Genomic DNA, 22737 nt, shown 5'->3' on the forward strand with positions numbered 1-22737 from the left:
ATGTTCGTTCTCGGAATCGTTCTGATCGTCATCGCCGTCCTCTTCGGCCTGGGCGTCTCGGTCTCGTCGGCCGACTCCACCACCCTGACGGTGTTCGGGATCGACTTCGGCGTGATCGTGCCGACGGTGTTCTTCCTCGGCGCGGCGGCCGGTGCCGCCCTGGTCGCCGGACTGTGGCTGACGAAGAAGGGACTTGCCCGCGGCTGGCGCCGGCACCGCGAGGTGCGGCAGCTGCGCGCCCAGGTCGCGACCGCTCCGACCGCGACAACCGAGCCCGAGGTTACCGAGCGTGACACCACGCCCGAGCCCATCGAGAGCCGCGACGCGGAGCTAGCTGACGAGACAACTGTCGAGCCGCTGGCGACCGGCAAGCACGTGGCCACCGATACCACGGATCACAAGCAGTCCCACTGACCACTCTGTTGCCCAAGGCATCAATTAACACAGTGGACTACCCCAGTATCCGTGCTCTGCCGTAACATCTCGATCGACACACAGCCGCGCTTCAGCGCCCGCACGGCCACCCCGCAGCCGGATTTCGATGCCCAGCGCAACGACTTTTCGCTGGCAGTTAGTTGCCATTGGCATCAAGTTCCGGGGTCTTGCCATAACCACCTCCGACCGAGCTGTGCATTACTGGTCGTGGCGTCAACGTCGCGTTGAGTCACTGTCGGCCTTCCGGGCCACACCGCCTCCTCACGGGGGATCGACCCGCAACCCGCCCACCGCGCAAGGGGTGGCGAAGCGGTTCCCGGAATACACGGACCGGCTCTCGTAACGGGGTCCCGACGACCTGACGCTCACTGAGATAGGCACGACCTTCGGAGGTTGTCTTGATCACCCGTAAGCTCTTCAGCCGCACCGGCGTGGTAGTCCTCGCAGTCAGCGTTGCACTCGCCACCGCCATCCCGGCCCAGGCCGCTCAGCCGGTCACGGACCACGCCGCAGCACCGGGCGTGGAGATCGGCGTGGCGAAGCAGATCGCCACCCGCGCCGACACCCGCTACTGCCTGACCTTCGTCGCGGCCAACAAGGTCCCGATGGGCGTCATGATGGCCTGCGCTCCGGGCAAGGAAGGCAAGACCCAGGAGTGGATCTACACCGAGTCCGGCCAGCTTCAGGTCGCGATGAGCAAGAGCGTCGGTGGCGCCCTTGCCAAGACCGGAGCCTGCCTGGACAGCGGTGCGGACCTGGCCAAGGTTCCGGCCGCGGCCCCGCTGCTGGTCCTGCCGTGCCGTAGCGGCGACGGCCAGAAGTGGACCTACGACGAGAGCGCCGGCACGTTCGTGAACGCCGCGAGCGGCCTCGCCCTCACCTCTCTGCTGGGCAAGGGGAAGGCCAAGCAGGCACAACCGACCGGAAGCATGGGTGCGACCGGCACACCGGTCCAGGGCTGGAGCGCACTGCCGCTGCCGGGCCTGGACATCCTGGGCGCAGTCCTGGCTCTGGTGAACGCGCTGCTGGCATCGCTGGGCCTGGCCCTGCCGCTGCCGATCGCGAACGCCGCGGGCAGCCTGCTCGAACTGGTTCGGCCGAAGCTGCCGATCCCGGCCCAGATGACGGTGCTGCCCAAGCAGATGATGCAGCTGGCGCAGAAGTAACTCCCTGGCACCAACGGACAGCCGGCCCCGACATTGTCGGGGCCGGCTGTTTTCTGCGGTCGCCCCGTCGGTACCGCGTCGCTCCGATGCGGTCGCCCCGTCCGCCCGCGTCGCTCCGATGCGGCCGGCATCGGTCCGCCGTGGCCGGGCGCCGCTGCGGCCGATTGACAGTGGAGGGTGGCTGGAGCGGTCTTGGGCTGAGGGGGATGGCGAGGCCCGGCGACCGGCGTACCGGTTGCTTGAGCTTCCGGGCTGTGGTTGCCGCCAGCGGCGCCGAGGTCGGGTCAGGTGTCCCGCCGCCGTGGTTGCTGCCGCAGTTCGAGTGGGAGTGGGGAGCCCATCAGCCCGCACCGGCACACCCCCCCCAACCCAACAAGCCCCCCACCCGCCGGACCCCCAGCCACAGCCCAGAACCTCAAACAACCAGTACGCCGCTCGCCGGCCTCGCCACCCACCCCAGCCACCGCGACGCGCACCCCGAAGGCTCAGTACCCGCCGAAGGCGAGCGATCCCCCCACCCCCGCCCCACCTTTGCGCGGATCTACTGCCACCTAGCGGCAGCAACTCCCCGCAAACCCCGCGCACCCCTCCCCACCACACCGTAACGTCCGAAAACCGGAGACGGGCCCTCCGATCCTTCGGACGTTGACGGGGTGCCGGGCCTAACGTCCGAAGACACGCTGACGACGTACTGCACCTCTTCGGACGTTGACGGGGTGCTGGGCCTAACGTCCGAAGAAGCGGAGACGGGCCCTCCGGTCGTTCGGACGTTGTGAGGTGGGGGGACAGAAGACAGCCGGCCCCGGGTGCCGGGGCCGGCTGTTCTCACTCCTTAGAGATCGGCACGCTTTCAGTTGTGAGACCGGTGATCCGTCGTCGTCGGTCAGGTGGATCGATGCTCGGGGATCGGCGCGGGATTCCGCTGCTTGCGCGTCAGCGGGAGCCGTACGCCGTCGTCACCGTCCGGGCCTTCCCAGCGAGGCAATCACCAGTCGGTACCGGTCACCACCAGCACCAGTGGCCGTGGTGGTGGTGATGATGCCCAAACAGCAGGTCGTCTACCAGGTGAAGAACTCCGTACAACATTCGCAGTCACCTCCGATCCGATGAACCGAACGGGCCTGACGCTACAACCCAACTTCACGTTCTGTATCTACTCCACTACAGGTTGCGACAGAACCTTGAGCGCACTTTAACGGACCCGCAATGCTGTCCGCCCGGCCCCGACTTGACCCGGCCGGACGACTCCCGGTAACCGCCGCCGGTGCGGCGATTACCCGCCGTACATCGTGTGGGTAAATGTCTTCACAAACTTGCCTCGCGGTGCCAATGTTTGACCGGCACCCGCAGTACCGACTCTCGCAAGGAGCCCCCTGATGCGATCCCTTCGGCTGTCCAGCGCGCTCGCCCTCAGCGCCGCCGCCGGCCTGCTGCTCACCGGCTGCCTCGGTTCGTCCGGCAGCGGCGACCAGGACGCGAACCGCAACGCCGAGGCCAAGAAGGTCGAGCTGACCATCGGCTCGAACGCGGTCAAGGGCGGCAAGAGCAGCGCCGGCGCGACCTTCACCGAGGACGTGCTGATCCCGAAGTTCGTGGCCGACCAGAAGGCCAAGGGCGTCGACGTCACGGTGAAGTTCCAGGGTGACGGCTCCGACGACGAGGTCTACAAGCAGAAGCTGTCGCTGGACCTGTCGAACAAGTCCGGCCCGGACCTGATCTCGATCGACGGCATCTGGGTCGGCGAGTTCGCGCAGGCCGGCTACATCAAGCCGCTCACCGACACCGTCGGCGACGCCGCCAAGGTGGACAGCTGGGACGGCTGGAAGCAGATCCCCGAGTCGGTGCAGCAGCTCGGTACCTTCGAGAACAAGCGGTACGGCGTTCCCGGCGGTACTGACGGCCGGGTGCTGTTCTACAACAAGAAGCTGTTCCAGCAGGCCGGACTCCCAGCCGACTGGCAGCCGAAGTCGTGGGACGAGATCGCCCAGGCCGGTCAGAAGCTGAAGACGCTGGCCGGCGTGACGCCGATCCAGATCAACGGCGGTACGGCGATGGGCGAGGCGACCACCATGCAGGGCGTACTGCCGCTGCTGGTCGGTACCGGTGCCGGGATCAACACCGACGGCAAGTGGCTCGGCGACACCCCGCAGGTGCGTCAGGTGCTCGACTTCTACCACCAGATCTACAGCACGGGCCTTGGTGACCCGGTGCTGCAGCGCGAGGCCAAGGGCCGGGACAAGTCGTTCGCCGAGTTCGCCGCGAACAAGGTTGGCATCCTGCTCGAGAGCGACTACTTCTGGCGCAGCGTGGTGGAGCCGAAGGCCGGCGTCGCCAAGATGGCAGACCGCGACACCGCGGTCGGCTACGCGCTGATCCCGGCGGCGAAGCCGGGCGGTGGCGTGAAGGGTCAGGACTTCGTGTCGATGTCCGGTGGCGGCGCGACCGTGATCAACCCGAACACGAAGTTCCCCCAGCAGGCGTGGGAACTGCTGCAGTTCATGAACTCCGCGGACATGGTGAAGGCCTCCCTGGACGGTGCGGCCAAGATCACCCAGCGCACCGACGTCAACACCGAGGTCCTCGCCAGCGATCCGATGCTGAACTTCGTTGCCACCAAGGTGCTGCCGATCACGCAGTACCGGCCGGGCCTGGCGGAGTACCCGAAGGTCTCCGCCGCACTGCAGCAGGCGACCGCGGACGTGATCGGCGGCAAGAGCACCGACGCCGCCGCGAAGGCCTACGAGAAGTCCGTCGAGACCGCTGCCGGCGGCAAGGACAAGGTCACCACGAACTGATGGCGACCACTACCGAACCTGTGCGGGCCAAGCCGCCCGCACAGGATGTGGCCGGGCTCGGCATCGGCAGGGCGCTGGGTTTCGTAGCGCCCGCGATGCTGCTGATCGCCGCGTTCCTGGTCTTCCCGGCCGTCTGGACCATCTACATCGGCATCACCAACTACCGGTTGACCGGCGTCGAGGCGGTCTCCCCGTCCATCGTCGGCATCTCGAACTACACGCGGGCGTTGAACGACGCCTTGTTCCACAACGCGTTGTGGCTGACGATGCTGTTCGTCCTCGGCTCGGCGATCATCGGTCAGAACATCCTCGGGTTCACGCTGGCCTGGATTCTCCGCCGCGCGCGCCCGGCTGTTCGCCGTACCGTCGAGGCTTTGACGTTGCTGGCCTGGATCCTGCCGTCGACGGTGGTCGCGTACCTGTGGATCGCGTTCTTCGACCGCGACACGGGCACGCTGAACAGCATCCTGGGTACGACGGGGACCGCGTGGCTGATCGACTACCCGATGGTCTGCCTGGTCGTGTTCAACACCTGGCGCGGTACGGCGTTCTCGATGATGTTGTATTCGTCAGCCCTGCAAGCCGTTCCGCCCTCGCAACTGGAGTCGGCCCGGATGGTCGGGGCCTCCGGATGGCAGACGCTGCGGGATGTGGTGTTCCCGCATATCCGTGGGCACGTCCTGACCAACACCCTGTTGATCTCTCTGTGGACAGCCAACGACTTCTCGCCGTTCCTGCTCACCAAGGGCGGACCGAACCACGAGTCCGAGACGGTGCCGGTCTACATCTACAACGTCGCGCTGCAAGGCGGTGAGCTCGGCTACTCGTCGGCGATCTCGTTCCTGCTGCTGCTCGCGAATCTGCTCGTCTCGCTGGTCTACCTTCGGCTGCTGAGGAGGCGCGTGTGAATCCGGCCTACGTGGTACGGCGGATCGGCTTCTACGTGCTGATCTGCGCGATCACGGTGTTCTTCGCCGTACCGATGTTGTGGATCGCGTCCGCGCCGTTCGACAAGAACCCAGGTCTCGGCGTGCATTGGCCGGACTGGACGTTCGACAACGTCCGTAAGACGCTGGACCACCCGTACGCGCTCCATGCGATCGTGAACTCCCTGATCATCTGTGTGACAACGGCTTTGGCCGTCACCGCATTCGCAGCCCTGGCCAGCTACGCGTTGTCGCGGGTGCGAATCCCGGGCCGAGATGCGTTGCTGTACGGACTGTTGCTGCTGTCATCGGTGGTTACCGGTACGGCGGCGATGGTGCCGATCTTCGTGATGATCTATCAGCTCGGGCTGATCGACTCGCGCTTCGGGGTCGCGCTGGTGATGACCGGCGGGTTGTTGCCAGCAGCAATCTTCATCCTGAAGGACTTCGTGGACGCGGTCCCGAAGTCGTACGAGGAGTCGGCGCGGGTCTTCGGGGCGTCCACGCTGCAGATCCTGCGGGACGTCGTCCTGCCGGTCGCGCGGCCGGGCCTGGCCACCATCATGGTGTGGGCGTTCGTGAACTCCTGGGGCAACTTCCTGGTGCCCTTCCTGCTCATCCGGTCGACGACCCTGCAGCCGGCCGCCGTACTGATGCAGACGCTCACCGACGAAGGCGGCAGCGTGAACCTGCAGGTGCTGCCGGTCTTCTCGCTGCTGTTCTCGATCCCGGTCGTTGTGCTGTATCTGCTGGTGAACTCGCGTTATGGGTTCCGCTTCCACGGAGGGATCAAAAGTTGAGTCACGGAGGTATCAAGAGCTGATGGCCGGTATCGACATCGAGGGTCTCGCGACCGTCTACCCGAACGGCGTCCGCGCCGTCGACGGCCTCGACCTGCACGTGGCGGACGGCGAGTTCTTCGCCCTCCTCGGCCCGTCCGGCTGCGGCAAGACCACCCTGCTCCGGACCATCGCCGGCCTGGAGAACGCCACCGAAGGAACAGTCCGCATCGACGCGGTGGACGTCACCCGCACCGAACCAGGCAAGCGCGGCGTCGCCATGGTCTTCCAGGACTACGCGCTGTTCCCGCACATGAGCGTCGCCGAGAACATCACCTACCCGCTCAAGGTACGACGTGTCGCCCCTGCCACCCGCGCCGAGACCGCCGAGCGCACCGCCGGCGAACTGTCGCTCGGTGGACTGTTGGAGCGCCGCCCCGGCCAGCTCTCCGGCGGTCAGCAACAACGTGTCGCCCTCGCTCGGGCCATCGCCTCCCAAGGCAAGGTGCTGTTGCTGGACGAGCCGCTCTCCAACCTCGACGCCCGCCTCCGTCTCGAAGCCCGCACCTTCCTCAAGAAGCTCCAGCGGGACCTGGGCATCACCACCGTCTTCGTGACTCACGACCAAGCCGAAGCCCTCGCTCTCGCCGACCGCATCGCCGTCATGGAGTCCGGCCGACTCCGCCAACTAGGCACACCTCGCGAAGTCTTCGCCCGCCCGGTCAACACCTTCGTCGCCAACTTCATCGGCTCCACCCCCATGAACCTGGTCCCGGGCACTGTCGGTTCGGAAGGTGTTGCGGTGGCCGGTGGGACGTTGCCTGCAACAGGCTCCACACCAGCTGGTGCTGAAGTGACCGTCGGCGTTCGGCCCGAGTACCTGACCCTGACCACTGGTGACGCCTCCGGCCTCGGCCTGCGGGGGAACGTCGTCGTCGCCGAGAACCTCGGTGTGCAGTCGTTGGTGAGCGTTGACTGTGACGGGACGCTGATCGGGGTGACGGTTCCCGAAGAGGAGGAGCCGGAGCCCGGCAAGCCGGTCTTCCTCACCGCTCCCGCTTCGCGCGTACTGCTGTACGACCGCGAGTCCGGGGAACTCCTCGCCCGACAGCCGGTCGCCTGATGGCAGTCACGTCGTACCGTCGGGTCTGGACACTCGACGACCGCGCGGAGTCCATCTGGCACTCTGTCCCGGTCGACATCCCCGCCGATTGCCCAGGGCTCCTTGTCACGTTGACGATTCCGTCGATCGACGGAGTTGTCATCGACATCGGTTGCGAGGGAGCCGGTGGTTGGCGCGGGTGGTCCGGGGGCGCGCGACGGACCTTCGCGATCACCCCGACCGCGGCGACTCCCGGCTATGTTCCCGGTGAACTCGAGCCTGGTACGTGGTGGGTCGTGCTCGGTCTGTACCGCCTTCCGGTGGAAGGCGCCGAACTCATCGTCGAAGCGGTCACCGGTCCGGTCGCCGAGATCCCCGGTCTGGCGGAATACGCCGACGCGACGGCAGCGATCGCCGTACCGGCACGGCCACCGCGACGCGAGCTTCCCGCCGCACCTGGCCTGCGTTGGATCGCGGGTGACTTTCACGCCCACTCCTTGCACTCCGACGGCTCGACACCGATTGCGAACCTGGCCGCTCAAGGTGTTGCCGCCGGTCTCGACGTACTCGCGATCACCGACCACAACACCGTCGCCCATCACCCGGAACTCCCCGGCCTCAGCGACCGCTTCGGCATCGGCCTGATCCCGGGCCAGGAAGTCACCACGGACACCGGCCACGCGAACGCCTTCGGCGACATCGGCGTCATCGACTTCCGTCAGCCCGCCTCGACCTGGGTCAGCGAGGTAGCCCGCCGCGGCGGTCTCCTCTCGATCAACCACCCACTCAGCGGCGACTGCGCCTGGCGCCACCCGTTGTCCGAACATCCGCCACTCGCCGAGATCTGGCACTCCTCCTGGCTCGACCACCACTGGGGCGGCCCGATCGCGTGGTGGCAGTCCTGGGGACTCGACACGATCCCCATCGGTGGCAGCGACTGGCACAACCCCACCTCCCCCACACCCATCGGTACGCCGACCACCTGGCTAGCCGTCGACGCCACCGCCGAGACTCCCGCCGAACTGGTCACCGCCACTCTCGAAGCCCTCGCAGCCGGCCGCACCGCCATCTCCAACACCTACAACGCGCCTGTCCTCCTCCGAGTAGGCGACGAGCTCGTCGCGCTGGACGCCCCCAACACCCTCGTCCTGGCCCCCGACGGAACCCCACACGCGGTCACCTCCGCCAACCACCGACTCCCCGCCGTACCGGGCCCCCACGTCCTCGTCACCCACACCGGCGAATTCCTCTCCACCTGCTCCTGACCGCTAACGTCCGAATGATCGGAGGGCGTGGTCGGCGTGTTTTCGGACGTACTGCGATGGCCGGGTGGCGGCAGACTGGGGGCATGAGCACCCCGGACGAGCAGGTCATCGTGGTCGACGCCGCCAACGTGATCGGCTCCCGCCCGGACGGTTGGTGGCGCGACCGCCCCGGAGCCGCCCGCCGCCTGCTGGAGAAGCTGGTCCGCCTCCAGCAGCAGCTCCCCGAGTCCACCACCATCGCCGTCATCCTCGAAGGCGCCGCCCGCAAAGCCCTCGACACTGACCTGATGGACCTGGGCGCCCTCCGCGTCATCCTCGCCCCCGCCTCCGGCGATGACACCATCACCCGAACCACCGCCGACTACCTGGCTGTCGCCACCCCGCCCGCCGTCACGGTGGTCACCGCCGACCGAGGCCTCCGCCACCGCGTAGAACCACTGGGCGCCACCACCACCGGCCCCAGTTGGCTCCTAACCCAACTGGACAACCTCTAGCCCATCGCCGCTTCCGCCAGCCAGCCGGCCAGAACTCGGGGCCACACACCCCAGCCGGGCCCGTGAACAGGTAATAGCTTGTGCCCACCCACCACTTCCTGTTCAAACCCCCACCTACCGGCGGCTGGTGCGGTCAGTCGAGGAGCCAGCCGTTGTGTTCGGCGATGTGGATGGCGTCGGAGCGGGTTCGTGCACCGGTTTTGCCGATGGCGGACCAGAGGCGACGGCGGACCACGCGTTCGGAGACGTGCAGGGAGCTGGCCATCATGGCGACCGAGCCGCCTTCGCGGGCGGCGCGGAGGGTGTCGGTCTCTTCGTCGTTCAGCGGCGTCTCGGAGTATCTGAGTGACTCGGCGGCCAGGTTGGCGTCGACGACGCGCAGGCCCAGGTGGACCCGGCGGACGGCGTCGGCGAGTTGAGGGGCCGGTGAGCCTTTGAGGGCGAACCCCTTGGCGCCGGCTTCCAGACCGCGGCGGAGGTGGATCGGGCGGCCGTAGGTGGTGAGCATGACGACGCGGCACTCGGGGATCAGGGTGCGGAGCTCGGTGGTGACGGCAAGGCTGGCGGTCCCCGGGCCGGCGGCGTCGAGCAGGGCGACATTCGCCCGGTGCCGTTTGGCGGCGGCCACGACATCGTCGGATCTGTTGATCTCGGCAACGATCTCGAGGTCGCGTTCGCGCTCCAGACCGTTTCTGAGGACGCCTCGGCTGAGGATCTGGTCGTCGACCAGCAGCAGCCGGATGGGGTCGGGCAAACGTGCCTCCGGGGTCACCGTCCGGGCGCCGGGGAAGTGCGTCCGGGAGATTGGGCAGAACATCGGTTCCTGATCTTTCGGTTCCAGATCATCGGTCACCGGCCACACCCCGTCCACATCAACGCGGCATCTCTACCAGATTGCGACCAGATCGCGACCGCCTCAGTACCGGCACCGCCTCGCCCGTGCAGTTTCCCGAACTCCTGCACGATTCCGTGCAGGAGTACCTGCGCAGTCACGGTTGTCGATCTGCTTCCGCGCCGTTCGTGTAGAGGGTGTCAGCGGCCTTCGACAGGCCGGCGAAGTACGACGAGAAGAGGTGGCGTCATGCCCGAGGTACAGGTACTGCTCGACGGACTCGGGATCCCGGAGTCCCCGCGGTGGCACGACGGGAAGCTGTGGTTCGCGAACTGGATCGGTCAGGAGATCGTCAGCGTCGACCCGGACGGTACGGCGGAGTTCGCGCCGACGCCGGTGCCGAAGGAGCGGTTGATGGGCTGGTCGATCGAGTGGCTGCCCGACGGCCGCCTCCTGACGACCGGCGACAAGATCCGGCGGACGGAGACCGACGGCTCGGTGACGGTGTTGTCGGAGCAGTCGGCGAACGAGATCGTGGTCGACGACCGAGGCAACATCTATCTGAACGGCGCCGACTTCGACTTCGCCGGCGGTGAGGCACCGAAGCCCGGCTACATCAAAGTCCTCACTCCGGATGGCGAACTGCGCGAGGTCGCGAGCGACATCCAGTTCCCGAACGGCATGGTCATCACACCCGATGGCGGCACGCTGGTCATCTCCGAGTCCTTCGCCGGACGACTGACCGCGTTCGACATCCAGGCCAACGGCGACCTGACGAACCGCCGGACGTTCGCCGACGACCTAGGTCCGGACGGCATCTGCCTAGACGCCGAGGGAGCCATCTGGGTATCCACCGGCGGCTCCTCGGTGGTCCGCGTCGCCGACGGCGGCAAGGTCCTCGAACGAATCGACCTGCCGGAACACCGAGCCCCCTTCGCCATTGCCCTCGGCGGCCCCGCCGGTACGACGCTCTACCTCGCCACCGCCGAATGGCACGCGGACCAGCCGATCACCGACAACCTCAACCGCCTGGTCACCGGCCCTCGCGGCGGCCAGATCCTCACCGCCGAGGTCGAGGTCCCCGCCGTTGTGGCCTAGGCGACCGGACCAGCCCGGGCGGACACGGTGAGGGTTCGCACCACGAACGGGAGCGCGATGGGCACGGACACCTGGACCGTGACGTCGGTGGAGGTCGGTCTGCAGGCGGTCAGCGTCACATCGTTGGCCGCCGCCGTACGGGATGCGGCAGCACACGGATCGGTCGCGAGTGCATGGGCCGCACTGAGCGCAGTCAGGTCGGCTCCGGCGGCGACCTCGTGGCGAGCCGTGGAGACAGCGGCCCACAAGATCGCTACCGCCAGGGCGGTCGCAAGCAGCAGGCAGGCGGTGAGCGTGTGAATGGTCCCGCTGCCACGCTCGGATCGCTGCCACCGAGTCTTCGGACGCTCACGATGACGCTTCCGCATCGTGCGCCGACGGTGCTGTGGTTCAGGAGGGTGTTGCTTCGTCATGAGCTGCTCCAGCAGTTGGTTCGACTTGGAGGGTGGCTGTGGCGGATTGGGTAGGAGCCGGGAGGAACGGGAAGAGAGTCCGAGGCGCGACCGTGACGGTGACCTCGATGGCGGGAGTGGTGTGGAAGGTGACTGCTCCATTCGGTGGGGTGGTGCGGGTGATGAGGGCCCGGAGGTCATCGGGGGAATCGCCGCGCGCGAGGGCTCGGGCGATGTCTCGGGAGGCGTCGACGCATTGAAGGTGTGCGGTGACCAGGCCGACACACCAGCTGCCGGCGAGGACGAAGGTAAGAAGGAAAGGGAGGGCGATCGCGGTCTCGGCGGTGATCGCACCACGCTGAGAACAACGGCGAGTCATGAGGTCAGGCATCGGAGTCCAGGTGGACCGGCCGCCGGTCGGTGACGGCCGGCCCACGAGGTCAGAGCTGGATGCCTTCGACGCCGGCGAGTTTGAGGGCGTAGTTGATCAGGGCCTTGAGGGCACTGAGCATGACGTCGGACTTGAGGAGAGCGACGAGGATGCCGCCGAGGCCGCAGGCGGCAACGATGGTGGTGGCGTACTCAGCGGTGGCGGCGCCACGCTCGGACCGGGTGCGGAAGCGGCGGAGCCAGCTCGACCGAAGGCGGCGGGCGGGGAGCAGAGGGTGGGACACGGGGGCCTCCTGGGTTGGTGTTCTTGCCAAGAAGATGCAGCGATCAAAGACCCTTTGACACAACGACTTTCGACCTGTGGACAACATGGTTGCCATTAGCATCTTTAGGGCTGACTGAGATATGGGACCAGGGCGTCAGCCACAGTCGGGATGATCGAGAGCAGGACGAACGCGGGAAGAAAGCACAGGCCCAGCGGAAGGGCAGAGCGGGACTCAACCGTGCGGGCGTGCTGATCGGCGGCGTGGTGGTGGGTTCGACGGGTGTCTTCGGCCAGTCGTTCGAGGGTTCTGGACAGAGGCGCACCCGAGGTCAGGGAACGGTCGATAGCGCGCGCTACGGGAGCGCAAGGTGGTTCGGCATACAGGAGGGCCCACGCGTCTTGGGGATCCGCGCCGAGAGTGAGGCGGTGGGCGATCTCCGACAATAGATCCCCCATGGGCCCGTGGATCGCGGAAGCGACTGTGGACAAGGCTTGTTGGGGTGGGCGGCCGGCTCGCAGGCAAGCGGCCAGAAGTTCGATGGTCAGGGGTAGATCGGCGGCGATAGCTGCGCGGCGGCGTTTGGCGGCTGCGGGTTCCAGACGAGACAGCAGACGCGGAATGACGACGTACGCAACGACTGCCGGAAGTAGGCCCCACGGTGGGTAGAGAAGGATCGCGAGGGCACAGGCGACCGCCGCGGCTACGAGGCGATGAGCTCTTGGTGGGTGCGGGCGGGTGGCTGGCCTGGGAGCGAGGCGGCGGAGGTCCGTGGGGGTGCGGACGAGCAGGCAGATGGAGACGGCGGCTGCGATCGCGGCGAGCGAGATTGTTGTCACGGGCAAGGGGATCCGGTTGCCAGGCGAGTGGTCCAGTGCAGGCCCAGGGCAGTGAGAGCCAGTCCGGCCGTGAGGCACAGCCAGCCAGGTGGAGTGCTGGTGAGAAAGCTCAACGGGTCGGCGCCGAGCGAGTAGCCAAGGGCGGTACCGAAGAGTGGGAGAGCTGCGAGGATCCGGGCTGAGGAGCGAGCTCCGGCCAAGCCGGCTGCTGTTTGGCGATGGATAGCTTCGTCGGCGCGGAGCGAGTCAGCCAGGCGTTCGGTGAGGGTTGCGAAGGCGGCGCCGGACTCCTCGGCAACGCGCCAGGTTGCTGCGAGTGCGCGGATCCCCGCGCTGCCTGGGGATTGAGCGACGAGCTCGAGAGCCGTCGGCACATCGCCGCCCAGCTTTGCTGCGGCGTGCGCAGGTTGCAGCTCGGTAGCGATGCTGGCAGCGCCGCCCAATGCATCGATGGGTGGTCGGCCGGCCGCGAGGTCCGCGGCAAGCACGTCGAGAGCCTCGATCACGCTGGTACGGCGAGCTGTGGCTGCTGCCTGTCGTCGGTGTTGCGCTCGCTGGAGTAAGGCGAGACCGCAGATGACGGTGATCGCTCCAACCGAGAAGAAGGCTCGCGGGCTGAACGCCAGAAGGACCAGAGCGGTCGGTGGCACCAGCAAGAGTCGGCGGCGAGCAAGCGGATGAGGTGAGGTGGCCCGTGGCGCGGCGGTCAAGCGGCCCAAGGGCCGCGATCGCAACGGGAACAGGAGATGGAGGGCAAGCAGGACACAGGCGATGGCGAGAAGACGGCTCATGCGACTCCCAGGACGGTTGGCGGAACGGTGAACCGACCGGCGGCCGGATGGAGAGTGGGTGGGCCAACCAGCGGGAAGTCGACAGCCGGCCGGGTGATGACGTCACCAGTGGGCAAACGATCGAGCACGTGAATGCTGGTGAGCCGACGAAGACCAGTAGAAGTACGCGCAAGATGGATCACCGCTTGAAGGGCTGACGCGAGCTGGCTGTGAACGGCTTCGCGCGGCAGACCGCCCAGCGCACCCAACGCCTCGATCCGGGCCGGTACGTCGGCCGGAGAGTTGGCGTGGATCGTGCCACAACCGCCTTCGTGGCCGGTATTGAGCGCAGTCAGCAGATCAACGACCTCAGCCCCACGAACCTCACCGACGACAAGGCGATCAGGACGCATCCGGAGCGCTTGCCGGACCAGGTTGCGCAAGGAGATCTCACCATTGCCCTCGACATTGGGCGGCCGCGCCTCGAGCCGAACCACGTGCGGATGGTCGGGCCGGAGCTCACTCGCGTCTTCGACGACCAGCAAGCGCTCAGTGGGGTCGGCGGCCGACAGCAGCGCACTCAGCAATGTCGTCTTGCCAGTACCAGTGCCGCCGCTGATGAGAAAGGCCAGACGGGAAGCCAAGAGATCTCGCAGGAGTGCCGCGCCTTCAGGTGGCAGCGAGCCGGCCTCAACGAGTGTGTCGAGGGTGAAGAGCTGATGGGCGGGAACGCGGAGCGACAGACAAGTCCCGGGGGCCGCGACCGGTGCCAGGACGGCATGGAAGCGAGTGCCGTCCCTGAGTCGCACATCGACGAACGGCGTGGCATCGTCCAGACGGCGACCGGCGGCAGCGGCCAGTCGCGTGGCGAGACGGCGGATCGCGTCATCATCGCCGGTGTCGACGATGACGCGCTCGAGCCCGACACCGCGGTCGATGTAGACCTCGTCGGGACCGTTGACGAGGATGTCGGTGATCCCTGGTTCGGCAAGCAGGCTGTCGAGTGGCCCAACGCCCAAAGCCTCACGGTGCAGTGCGGCGACGACCGCGAGCACGGTCGCGTCGCCGTACACGCCGCCGTCGGCACGCAAGGCGGCGGCAACCCGGGCCGGTGTCGGTTCGCCACCACTGACCGCGAGGCGAGCGCGCACCCGGTCGAGGAACTCGCGGGAGATGATCATGCGGCCGGGGCGAACAGGTCGAGCAGGGTCGTCGCCGCTTGAGCCAGCGGGCCGCGCGGATGCGGAGCGAACCGACCTTGGTCCATCGCGGCGGGAAGGTCGCGTTCATCGGCGAAGGTTGTTGCCAACGGCAAGGACAGGTGTGTGGCCGCATCGGCAGCAGCGATGGCCGGCCGACGCGATGCGCGCGCGATGACGCGGAGATCACCGGCGACCTCTGCCAACGGACCCGCCAGTCGCTTGGCGGCCGCCAACGAACGGATGTCGCAGGGAACGACCAGCAAGGTCGCTGTCGCCCGGACGAAGGCTTCCTCGACGGCCGGATCCGGACGGCGCGGGAGATCAAGGACGACCAAGTCGTTGCTGCACTGCGCGGCATTGAGCACCGAGCGCATGGTCTCCGGCGGCAGCGCAGTCACGTCGGAGCGATCCCAGGACAGCACCGGAAGCCCATCGGCCGTCGGTAGCGCAGAGCGAAGAGCCGCAGCGCTCACGCGGCCCGAGGCACTGAGCAGCTCCGGCCAGCGCTGACCAGGATCACGTTCGATGCCGAGGGCAAGCTCAATGCCACCACCCAACGGATCGCCGTCGATCAACATCGTTCGCAACCCACGCCGGTTTCCGAACAGCGCCACGGCAGCGGCGGTCGTGGTGGCGCCCGCTCCCCCGCATCCACCGACGAAGGCGAGCGTGACAGCCGAGCGCGTCCCGCCGTCCAAGGTGTCCACCAGCCGTCCGGCCAGGGCCACCTCGTCGGCCGGTAGCCGAAACACCGCTTCCGCGCCGACCTCAAAGGCGTGGCGATACAACGCATCCGGCCCTGGTCCCGCTCCGGCCAGTACGACGCCGGTACGTCGTACTGGCGTGGTGCGGGCGAGTCCCGCGGCCAGGTCGTCGCCGACGATCACCAGCGGGCAGGTGTGCCAGCCGCGGCGCAGACCGTGCAGATCTCGCTCGACGAGGGATGTGATCGAGGCCGCCGCGGCCAGCCGGAGCAGGTCGTCGAGCAAACGTTCGTTGGTGGTTGCCATGAGCACCGATGGAGGAAGCGCGGAGGGGTTCATACCAAGAAGATGCAGGCGCCGCACCCGCCGCCGGACGGACTACTGAAACCCTGTGGACAACAGCTTTTGTCGGCTTTCCGCCAGCAGCGGGTATCCGCCACAGCGAGCCAGCGACCAACCCGGCGGAAACAGTTACCGTTCCTTTCGAAGTGTCTTTAACTAAATTTCACCGGACGCTTTTCCCCGCCCCAGTTCCGGAGGACCCCGCCCATGAGTCGATTGCGTTTTCTGACCGCCACGGCCGCTGTGGCCGCCACTGCCCTGGTCACCGCCGCCGGTGTCTCGCTCGCGAGCGCCGACCTGCCATCCGCCCCAGCACTGCGGGCCGACGTGATGGCGCCCGCCGCCAGCGGTGGCGTCAAGACCGCCTACTTCACCCAGTGGGGGATCTACCAGAACGGGTTCTACCCGAAGAACCTGGTCACCACCGGTGCGGCCGCGAAGCTGGACTTCCTGAACTACGCGTTCGCGAACATCCACCCGACCAACCACACCTGCTTCATGGCCAACCAGGCCGCGTCCCAGGACGAGAACAACCCGAACGCCGGTGACGGTGCCGGTGACGCGTTCGCCGACTACGGCAAGTCGTACGGTGCGGACATCAGCGTCGACGGTGTGGGTGACGTCTGGAACCAGCCGATCCAGGGCAACTTCAACCAACTGAAGAAGCTCAAGGCCAAGCAGCCGAACCTGAAGATCCTGATCTCGATCGGCGGCTGGACGTACTCGAAGTACTTCTCCGACGCGTCCTCCACCGACGCCAAGCGGAAGGCCTTCGTCAGCTCCTGCGTGAACATGTTCATCAAGGGCGACCTGCCGGTGGTGGACGGCTTCGGCGGTCCGGGCAGCGCGGCGAACATCTTCGACGGTGTGGACATCGACTGGGAGTACCCGGGCTCGCCGAACGGGCACCTGGGCAACCACTACAGCGCTGCCGACAAGCAGAACTACACGCTGCTGCTGGCGGAGTTCCGGTCGCAGCTCAACGCGCTCGGCAGCACCAACGGCAAGCGGTACTACCTGACCGCCGCCACCCCGGCCGGCCAGGACAAGATCGCCACGATCGAGACCAACAAGATCGGGCAGTACCTCGACTACAACAACGTGATGACGTACGACATGCACGGTGGCTGGGACGCCACCGGGCCGACCAACTTCCAGGACCCGCTGTACCAGGCGCCGAACGACCCCAGTACGCCGATTCCGCCCGGTACGGCGAAGTACTCCGTCGACGGCGCGGTGAAGGCGTGGACGACCGGTGACCCGGCGTACGGCATCCCCGGTGGGTTCCCGGCGAACAAGCTGACCATCGGCTACCCGTTCTACTACCGCGGTTGGAAGGGTGTGCCCAGCACTGCCAACGGCAAGTACCAGACCGCCAGCGGACCGGCCGACGGACATGCGCTGAGTGGCAACGTTCCGGGCGTCTCCTTCTACAAGGAGCTCACCGGCTTCGTCGACAACCCCTCCGCGACGTTCTGGGACGACACCACCAAGTCGTCGTGGTTCTACCAGGGCGGCACGTTCTGGACCGGTGACAACGCCCAGTCCATCAAGGCGAAGGCCGACTACGCACACTGCAACGGTCTGGCCGGCGCAATGATGTATTCGATGGAGGCGCTCGACGCCGGCGTCACGCTGTTCAACCAGGTCGTGAACGCCGTCAACGCCGACACGGCGGGCTGCACCGGTCCCACGCCGACCCCGACGCCCACACCGACTCCTACCCCGACGCCGACGCCGACCCCCACGCCGACGCCGACCCCGACACCCACTCCCACCCCGACTCCGACGCCCCCGACGGCCACCCCGTGGGCGCCCAACACGTCGTACGCAACCGGTGCACTGGTGAGCTACAACGGCCTTACCTACAAGTGCATTCAGGGCCACACGTCCCTGACCGGCTGGGAGCCGCCGGACGTCCCCGCACTCTGGGGCCGGGTCTGATCACGTACCGCCCTCTGATCGGAGCAAGATGAAACGCATCTCGATGGCCATCGCAGCCATCACCGCAGTGGTACTCGCGCTACTCGTCGCACCCGCCGCGAACGCGGCCGGGGTCTCTGCGACCTTCACGAAGGTGTCTGACTGGGGCAGCGGCTTCGAGGGCAAGGTCACCGTTCTGAACGACACCACGAGCTCGTTGAGCACCTGGTCGGTCGCACTCGACTTCCCGTCGGGCTACACGATCTCCAGCTCGTGGGACGCGACCCGCAGCACCAGCGGGCAGACTCACACGTTCACTCCGCCGGGCTGGGCCGGTCCGCTGGCACCTGGTGCCAGCGTCACCTTCGGCTTCAACGGCAGCCCGGGCAACTTCCCCGGTCTGGCCGCCTGCCGGCTGAACGGCGGCTCCTGCTCCGGCGGTGGCCCGGTCACCCTCCCGGGTGCACCGAGCGGTCTGTCCGGTACGTCGACCGCCTCGACCGTGAGCCTGTCCTGGTCCGCGGCCAGTGGTGCGGCCAGCTACAACATCTACCGCAACGGCTCGAAGGTCGGGACGTCCACCGGTACGGCGTACACGGACTCCGGTCTCACCGCGAGCACGAGCTACAGCTACCAGGTGAGCGGTCAGAACAGCGCTGGTGAAGGCGCGAAGACCGGGTCCATCTCGGTCACCACCAAGGCCGGTACCGACCCGGTCGGCAGCCGGCGGGCAGCGCCGTACCTCTACATGGGCTGGGGCGACCCGCCCAGCCCGCAGACCGTCATGAGCGCGACCGGCATCAAGTGGTTCACCATGGCGTTCATCCTGTCGTCCGGTGGCTGCAACCCGGCCTGGGACGGCGCACGGCCGTTGCAGGGCAGTGCGGACGCCACGGCGATCTCACAGATCCGTGCGGCCGGCGGCGACATCATCCCGTCCATCGGTGGCTGGAGCGGCAACAAGCTCGGCCCGAACTGCAGCACGCCGGAGGCACTGGCCGGTGCGTACCAGCAGGTCATCAACGCCTATGGCCTGAAGGCGATCGACATCGACATCGAGAACTCCGACGAGTTCGAGAACGAGGCCGTCCAGGACCGCATCCTGAACGCGCTGAAGATCGTCAAGCAGAACAACCCGGGGATCCAGACGATCCTCACCTTCGGTACCTCGACGACCGGCCCGAACTACTACGGCAACCGGTTGATCGAGCGGTCGCAGGCGCTGGGCGCCAACATCGACGTCTTCACGCTGATGCCCTTCGACTTCGGCAGCTCGAACATCTACAACGACACCGTCGGCGCCTCGACGGGTCTGAACAACAAGCTGAAGTCCGTCTTCGGCTGGACCACCGCCCAGGCCTACGCCCACCAGGGCATCTCCGGCATGAACGGTCTGTCCGACCAGCAGGAGATGACCACGACGGCGACCTGGCAGAACATCACCAACTGGGCCAAGTCCAACGGACTCGCCCGGCTGGCGTTCTGGTCGGTGAACCGTGACCGCGGCTGTGCAGGCGGCGGCGTGGTCTCCAACTGCAGCGGTATCGCCCAGAACAACTGGGACTTCACCCGCATCACCGCAGGGTTCTGACAAGCCGTACGGCGGGTGCTCCTCAGGGGCACCCGCCGTACTCCTGTGCACGGTCATCGAATAGCTGGTGACGGCCAGAGCGCCTTCGTAGCTTGAAGCATGCGCGCACTGGTAGCGATCACAGCAGCCCTGTCTCTCCTCGGGCTGACTCCGACAGCCTCACCGACGCCGGTGCTGGACTACAGCACTCCGGTGACACTGAACGGCACCACCGGGTACGTCGACCACACCGCCGATCTGAACGCGGTCCGTGGGCTCGGAACCGGGTCCATCGTGGCCAGGTTCAAGAGCACGTCGTCGGCTACTGCGATGGCTCTGCTCAGCGCGTCTGACACGTCGGACCCCTCCAGCAACCTGACCCTGTCGCTGAACGCGAACGCGCTGCACTTCGAGATCCGCGAGAACACCGGTACGGCGGCCGCCTACCGCACCAACCTGACCTATCCGACCGTCAACGACCCCGCGGGCTCGTACAACGACGGCCGTTGGCACACAGTGGCCGTCACAGTCGCCAGCGACGGCACGCGGGTCTTCGCCGACGGACACCAGGTGTACGCCGGTACGTCGACCGCGTTCTTCGATGACGTCACCGAGCTGGACGGTCTATGGGTCGGCCGGAACGTCGACAACGGTGGTGGCCAGTGGTACTACAACGGCAGCATCGACTCGGTGCGCGTCTACGACACCGCACTGAGCGCCGGCGACGTACTGGCGTTGAGTCCGCCTCCGGACACGCGACTCTCGTACGTCGTCAATCAGGTCTTCGACGGCGCAACGACGTACCAGGATAAGACCAGCGACCTACCTGCTGTGGCCGGGCTGACCAGCGGCACCATCGTGGCGCGGTTCAAGACGAGCAGCGATGCTCCGGCGAAGGCGGTGCTGTCAGCGGCCGACACCAGGAACCCGTCGTCGAATCTGACCCTGAGCATCAACAACGGCGCGCTGTACTTCGAGAGCCGCAACAACGGCACCTACACCAACAGACTGACCGCACCGGGCCGCTACAACGACGGGAACTGGCACACGATCGCCGTCACGGTCAGCGCCAGCGGGACGATCCTGTACGGCGACGGCTACCGCATCGGGTTCGCCGCCAGCACGGGTTTCTTCAGCGCAGTCACGGGTCTGAACGGGATGTGGATCGGGCGCAACGTCGACAACGGTGGTGGCCAGTGGTACTTCGACGGCACCATCGACTGGGTCCGAACCTATCCGGCTGCCCTGACCGACAGCGAGGTCAAGAACGCGACAGCGACCGCGCCGCAGACGCACACAGCCCTGTTCGACAACGGCTATCTGAACTCCACCAACTACCGCATCCCGTCGTTGCTCGTCACCAAGGCGGGCACTCTACTGGCCGGAGCGGACCAGCGGACGACGTCCGCCGCCGACGCACCCAACGACATCAACCTGGTGCTCCGCCGCAGCACTGACGGCGGTACGACGTGGAGCACTGCGCAGACTCTGTTGGACTATCCGGGCAGCGGTGGGGATGGCGCATCGGCGATCGACAGCGCACTACTGCAGGACTCCGGCACCGGACGCATCTACCTGCTGGTCGACCACTTCCCAGGTGGCGTGGGCCTACCGAACAGCGCGGCTGGCACAGGCTTCGACAGCAGCGGCCGACTGCTGCTCACCGACACCGCAGGAGCGACGTACACGCTGCGAGACGGTGGCAAGGTCTACAACGCAGCAGGTGCGCTCACGACCTATCTCGTTGACCACAACGGCAATGTCAGCAAGGACGGCGTATCCGCAGGCAACATCTATCTCAAGAGTGGTCCGCTTCTTGAGGCCAGGACGTCCTTTCTGAAGCTGCTGTCCAGTGACGACGACGGTGTGACCTGGTCGGAGGCGGCAGACCTCAACCAACAGGTCAAAGCGCCCGGGATGAAGTTCCTCGGCACGGGTCCGGGCAACGGCATACAGCTCCGGTCCGGCCGGCTGGTGTTCCCGGTGTACTACAGCGACGGCAGCGCGACGATGTCCTCCGCAGTGATCTACAGCGACGACCACGGCATGAGCTGGCACCGCAGCACGTCCCCCAGCGCTGGACGGGAGCTCACTGAGTCAGCCGTGCAGGAGGAGGCGGACGGCAGCCTGGTGCTCAGGATGCGCAACACCAGCGGCAAGGTCGCCGTCTCCACCAGCACGGACGGTGGTGCCACTTGGGGTGCGGTCTCGTACGACGACGCCCTACCGGAGGTCGTCTGTCAGCTCGCCGCCCTGAACTACCCCGGAACAGACCACGTCCTGTTCGCCAACGCCACCCGTCCGGGCAGGCAGGACGGATTCATCCGACTGAGCGTCGACGGCGGGACGACCTGGAAGTACTCACGGAACCTCAAGGCGGGTGGCTACGCGTACAACAGCATCGCAGTCCTTCCGAACGGCGATCTGGCCGTCCTCTGGGAGCTACAGAACCAAGGGCTCTACTTCAGCCGGCTTCCACTGTCCTGGCTGACGGACTCACCGTCATGACGAGGTGACCGGCCAAGAGCGTACGAAGGTCCGGAAGCGCTCAGCGGCCGGTGTGAGTTGGCCGCGAAGGCGCCAGATCATGCCGATCTCACGGCGCGACTGAACACCGGCCAGCGGTACGGCGACTGCACCGCTCTCGCTGCCGCGCACCGCGCTCGACGGGAGCACTGCCACCCCCAGACCGGCGCCGACGAGGCTGTCGATCGTCGTGAGGTCGCTGGCTTCGAAGGCGAGCCGTGGAGTGAACCCTGCGGCTCGGCAGAGCTCGTCGGTGATGCGCTGGAAGCCGAAGCCGGGCTGGAGACCGATGAAAGGTTCGTTTGCGGCCGCTGCGAGCTCTACCCGGCGTCGGGTGGCCAGCGGATGGTTGGGCGGGACATGCAATGCCAGCCGTTGCTGCTCGAGCAGGTGCCAGCCGAAGCGTTCCGGATCAGGCCTGGGTGCGGTGATGCCGATCTCGGCCTCACCGCTCTCCAGGTCCTGGGCGATGTCCTGCGAGGAGCCCTGACGCAGTGCGAACTCCACACTCGGTCCGACTGCCCGGAAGGCCTTCAGCAGGTCAGGCAGCAGGCTGGGCGCGACCGAGTGCAGAAAGGCGAGCCGCACAGTCCCCGACTCCGGATCGAGCACGGCGTCGATCCGATGCTGGACGTTGTCGACAGCACTGATGCTCGTGCGGGCTGCCTCCAGCACGATCCGGCCGTACGGGTTCAGCCGTAGGCCACGGTGCTCACGCTCGAACAGCGCGACACCGAACGCGTCCTCGACCCGACGCAGCGACCGGGACAGATTGGGCTGGCTGGTGCCCAGGGTGGCCGCCGCCTCGGTCAGGTGCTCGGTCTCGGCGAGCACGACGAACGACCGCAGATCTTCGACATGCATGCGGATATCGTATCGATTTGTACTGAGATCGACATTTTACGTATCTCTCCCAGCGTGGCA

21 protein-coding genes are annotated in these 22737 nt (G+C 66.9%); 12 read left to right on the top strand and 9 right to left on the bottom strand.

The window, feature by feature from the left end:
* The 8 genes from ACIA49_RS20130 to ACIA49_RS20165 all read left to right on the top strand — a co-directional run bounded on the left by ACIA49_RS20130 (position 1) and on the right by ACIA49_RS20165 (position 8962).
* On the top strand, positions 1 to 414 hold the full coding sequence (locus ACIA49_RS20130) for a hypothetical protein (RefSeq protein ID WP_396378711.1): 414 nt from the start codon (positions 1 to 3) through the stop codon (positions 412 to 414).
* A gap of 419 nt (positions 415 to 833) precedes the next feature.
* Entirely contained in the window at positions 834 to 1601 is a 768-nt protein-coding gene (locus ACIA49_RS20135) for a ricin-type beta-trefoil lectin domain protein (protein WP_396378712.1), read from the top strand.
* A 1376-nt stretch (positions 1602 to 2977) separates the two neighbouring features.
* Positions 2978 to 4396, top strand: a complete 1419-nt coding sequence (locus ACIA49_RS20140) for an extracellular solute-binding protein (protein WP_396378713.1) — start codon at positions 2978 to 2980, stop codon at positions 4394 to 4396.
* A complete protein-coding gene (locus ACIA49_RS20145; RefSeq protein WP_396378714.1) occupies positions 4396 to 5304 on the top strand; it encodes a carbohydrate ABC transporter permease in 909 nt (302 codons plus the stop codon). Before ACIA49_RS20140 ends, ACIA49_RS20145 begins: the two co-directional genes overlap by 1 nt.
* A complete protein-coding gene (locus ACIA49_RS20150; protein ID WP_396378715.1) occupies positions 5301 to 6122 on the top strand; it encodes a carbohydrate ABC transporter permease in 822 nt (273 codons plus the stop codon). Before ACIA49_RS20145 ends, ACIA49_RS20150 begins: the two co-directional genes overlap by 4 nt.
* Positions 6123 to 6144: 22 nt before the next feature.
* Positions 6145 to 7224, top strand: coding sequence for an ABC transporter ATP-binding protein (locus ACIA49_RS20155; protein WP_396378716.1), 1080 nt, complete (start codon positions 6145 to 6147; stop codon positions 7222 to 7224).
* Entirely contained in the window at positions 7224 to 8468 is a 1245-nt protein-coding gene (locus ACIA49_RS20160) for a CehA/McbA family metallohydrolase (RefSeq protein WP_396378717.1), read from the top strand. The genes ACIA49_RS20155 and ACIA49_RS20160 overlap by 1 nt, the downstream gene beginning before the upstream one ends.
* A gap of 83 nt (positions 8469 to 8551) precedes the next feature.
* On the top strand, positions 8552 to 8962 hold the full coding sequence (locus tag ACIA49_RS20165; protein ID WP_396378718.1) for a hypothetical protein: 411 nt from the start codon (positions 8552 to 8554) through the stop codon (positions 8960 to 8962).
* A gap of 133 nt (positions 8963 to 9095) precedes the next feature.
* Here ACIA49_RS20165 and ACIA49_RS20170 read toward each other — a convergent pair whose 3' ends face one another.
* Positions 9096 to 9716, bottom strand: a complete 621-nt coding sequence (locus ACIA49_RS20170) for a response regulator (protein ID WP_396379035.1) — start codon at positions 9714 to 9716, stop codon at positions 9096 to 9098.
* Between the two features lie 327 nt (positions 9717 to 10043).
* Here ACIA49_RS20170 and ACIA49_RS20175 point away from each other — a divergent pair, with 327 nt between their 5' ends.
* Positions 10044 to 10892 (top strand): SMP-30/gluconolactonase/LRE family protein, encoded by an 849-nt coding sequence (locus tag ACIA49_RS20175; protein ID WP_396378719.1) that lies wholly within the window; start codon positions 10044 to 10046, stop codon positions 10890 to 10892.
* Here the strand turns inward: ACIA49_RS20175 and ACIA49_RS20180 are convergent.
* The 7 genes from ACIA49_RS20180 to ssd form a co-directional block, all read right to left on the bottom strand.
* Entirely contained in the window at positions 10889 to 11260 is a 372-nt protein-coding gene (locus ACIA49_RS20180; protein ID WP_396378720.1) for an Rv3654c family TadE-like protein, read from the bottom strand. The genes ACIA49_RS20175 and ACIA49_RS20180 overlap by 4 nt on opposite strands.
* Before the next feature lie 22 nt (positions 11261 to 11282).
* Complete coding sequence (locus ACIA49_RS20185) at positions 11283 to 11675, bottom strand: TadE family type IV pilus minor pilin (protein WP_396378721.1); 393 nt, start codon at positions 11673 to 11675, stop codon at positions 11283 to 11285.
* 49 nt (positions 11676 to 11724) lie between these two features.
* Positions 11725 to 11958, bottom strand: a complete 234-nt coding sequence (locus ACIA49_RS20190; RefSeq protein ID WP_396378722.1) for a DUF4244 domain-containing protein — start codon at positions 11956 to 11958, stop codon at positions 11725 to 11727.
* A gap of 104 nt (positions 11959 to 12062) precedes the next feature.
* Positions 12063 to 12854 carry a type II secretion system F family protein gene (locus ACIA49_RS20195; RefSeq protein ID WP_396378723.1) on the bottom strand — a complete coding sequence of 264 codons (792 nt, stop codon included), beginning with the start codon at positions 12852 to 12854 and terminating at the stop codon, positions 12063 to 12065.
* Positions 12773 to 13567, bottom strand: coding sequence for a type II secretion system F family protein (locus ACIA49_RS20200; RefSeq protein ID WP_396378724.1), 795 nt, complete (start codon positions 13565 to 13567; stop codon positions 12773 to 12775). The genes ACIA49_RS20195 and ACIA49_RS20200 overlap by 82 nt, the downstream gene beginning before the upstream one ends.
* Complete coding sequence (locus ACIA49_RS20205) at positions 13564 to 14727, bottom strand: TadA family conjugal transfer-associated ATPase (protein WP_396378725.1); 1164 nt, start codon at positions 14725 to 14727, stop codon at positions 13564 to 13566. Before ACIA49_RS20205 ends, ACIA49_RS20200 begins: the two co-directional genes overlap by 4 nt.
* The gene (gene ssd / locus ACIA49_RS20210) at positions 14724 to 15758 is read right to left on the bottom strand and encodes a septum site-determining protein Ssd (protein WP_396378726.1); all 1035 of its coding nucleotides are present in this window, start codon (positions 15756 to 15758) and stop codon (positions 14724 to 14726) included. The genes ACIA49_RS20205 and ssd overlap by 4 nt, the downstream gene beginning before the upstream one ends.
* Positions 15759 to 16001: 243 nt before the next feature.
* Here ssd and ACIA49_RS20215 point away from each other — a divergent pair, with 243 nt between their 5' ends.
* From ACIA49_RS20215 to ACIA49_RS20225, 3 genes are all read left to right on the top strand, one after another.
* Positions 16002 to 17738, top strand: a complete 1737-nt coding sequence (locus ACIA49_RS20215; protein WP_396378727.1) for a glycosyl hydrolase family 18 protein — start codon at positions 16002 to 16004, stop codon at positions 17736 to 17738.
* Positions 17739 to 17766: 28 nt separating this feature from the next.
* Complete coding sequence (locus ACIA49_RS20220; protein WP_396378728.1) at positions 17767 to 19308, top strand: cellulose binding domain-containing protein; 1542 nt, start codon at positions 17767 to 17769, stop codon at positions 19306 to 19308.
* Between the two features lie 99 nt (positions 19309 to 19407).
* Complete coding sequence (locus ACIA49_RS20225) at positions 19408 to 21795, top strand: exo-alpha-sialidase (protein WP_396378729.1); 2388 nt, start codon at positions 19408 to 19410, stop codon at positions 21793 to 21795.
* Here the strand turns inward: ACIA49_RS20225 and ACIA49_RS20230 are convergent.
* A complete protein-coding gene (locus ACIA49_RS20230) occupies positions 21790 to 22677 on the bottom strand; it encodes a LysR family transcriptional regulator (protein ID WP_396378730.1) in 888 nt (295 codons plus the stop codon). The genes ACIA49_RS20225 and ACIA49_RS20230 overlap by 6 nt on opposite strands.
* Positions 22678 to 22737: the final 60 nt, after the last annotated feature.

Source organism: Kribbella sp. NPDC051587 (assembly GCF_044453945.1).
In the GTDB taxonomy this organism is placed as follows: domain Bacteria; phylum Actinomycetota; class Actinomycetes; order Propionibacteriales; family Kribbellaceae; genus Kribbella.

Excerpts from the sequence above, each read along its gene's own strand:
- ACIA49_RS20155 (WP_396378716.1), top strand. The coding sequence starts at position 6,145 with ATGGCCGGTATCGACATCGAGGGTCTCGCGACCGTCTACCCGAACGGC.
- ACIA49_RS20180 (WP_396378720.1), bottom strand. The coding sequence starts at position 11,260 with ATGCGGAAGCGTCATCGTGAGCGTCCGAAGACTCGGTGGCAGCGATCC.
- ACIA49_RS20130 (WP_396378711.1), top strand. The coding sequence starts at position 1 with ATGTTCGTTCTCGGAATCGTTCTGATCGTCATCGCCGTCCTCTTCGGC.
- ssd (WP_396378726.1), bottom strand. The coding sequence starts at position 15,758 with ATGGCAACCACCAACGAACGTTTGCTCGACGACCTGCTCCGGCTGGCC.
- ACIA49_RS20160 (WP_396378717.1), top strand. The coding sequence starts at position 7,224 with ATGGCAGTCACGTCGTACCGTCGGGTCTGGACACTCGACGACCGCGCG.
- ACIA49_RS20185 (WP_396378721.1), bottom strand. The coding sequence starts at position 11,675 with ATGCCTGACCTCATGACTCGCCGTTGTTCTCAGCGTGGTGCGATCACC.
- ACIA49_RS20200 (WP_396378724.1), bottom strand. The coding sequence starts at position 13,567 with ATGAGCCGTCTTCTCGCCATCGCCTGTGTCCTGCTTGCCCTCCATCTC.
- ACIA49_RS20225 (WP_396378729.1), top strand. The coding sequence starts at position 19,408 with ATGCGCGCACTGGTAGCGATCACAGCAGCCCTGTCTCTCCTCGGGCTG.
- ACIA49_RS20220 (WP_396378728.1), top strand. The coding sequence starts at position 17,767 with ATGAAACGCATCTCGATGGCCATCGCAGCCATCACCGCAGTGGTACTC.
- ACIA49_RS20145 (WP_396378714.1), top strand. The coding sequence starts at position 4,396 with ATGGCGACCACTACCGAACCTGTGCGGGCCAAGCCGCCCGCACAGGAT.
- ACIA49_RS20205 (WP_396378725.1), bottom strand. The coding sequence starts at position 14,727 with ATGATCATCTCCCGCGAGTTCCTCGACCGGGTGCGCGCTCGCCTCGCG.
- ACIA49_RS20230 (WP_396378730.1), bottom strand. The coding sequence starts at position 22,677 with ATGCATGTCGAAGATCTGCGGTCGTTCGTCGTGCTCGCCGAGACCGAG.
- ACIA49_RS20175 (WP_396378719.1), top strand. The coding sequence starts at position 10,044 with ATGCCCGAGGTACAGGTACTGCTCGACGGACTCGGGATCCCGGAGTCC.
- ACIA49_RS20165 (WP_396378718.1), top strand. The coding sequence starts at position 8,552 with ATGAGCACCCCGGACGAGCAGGTCATCGTGGTCGACGCCGCCAACGTG.
- ACIA49_RS20140 (WP_396378713.1), top strand. The coding sequence starts at position 2,978 with ATGCGATCCCTTCGGCTGTCCAGCGCGCTCGCCCTCAGCGCCGCCGCC.
- ACIA49_RS20215 (WP_396378727.1), top strand. The coding sequence starts at position 16,002 with ATGAGTCGATTGCGTTTTCTGACCGCCACGGCCGCTGTGGCCGCCACT.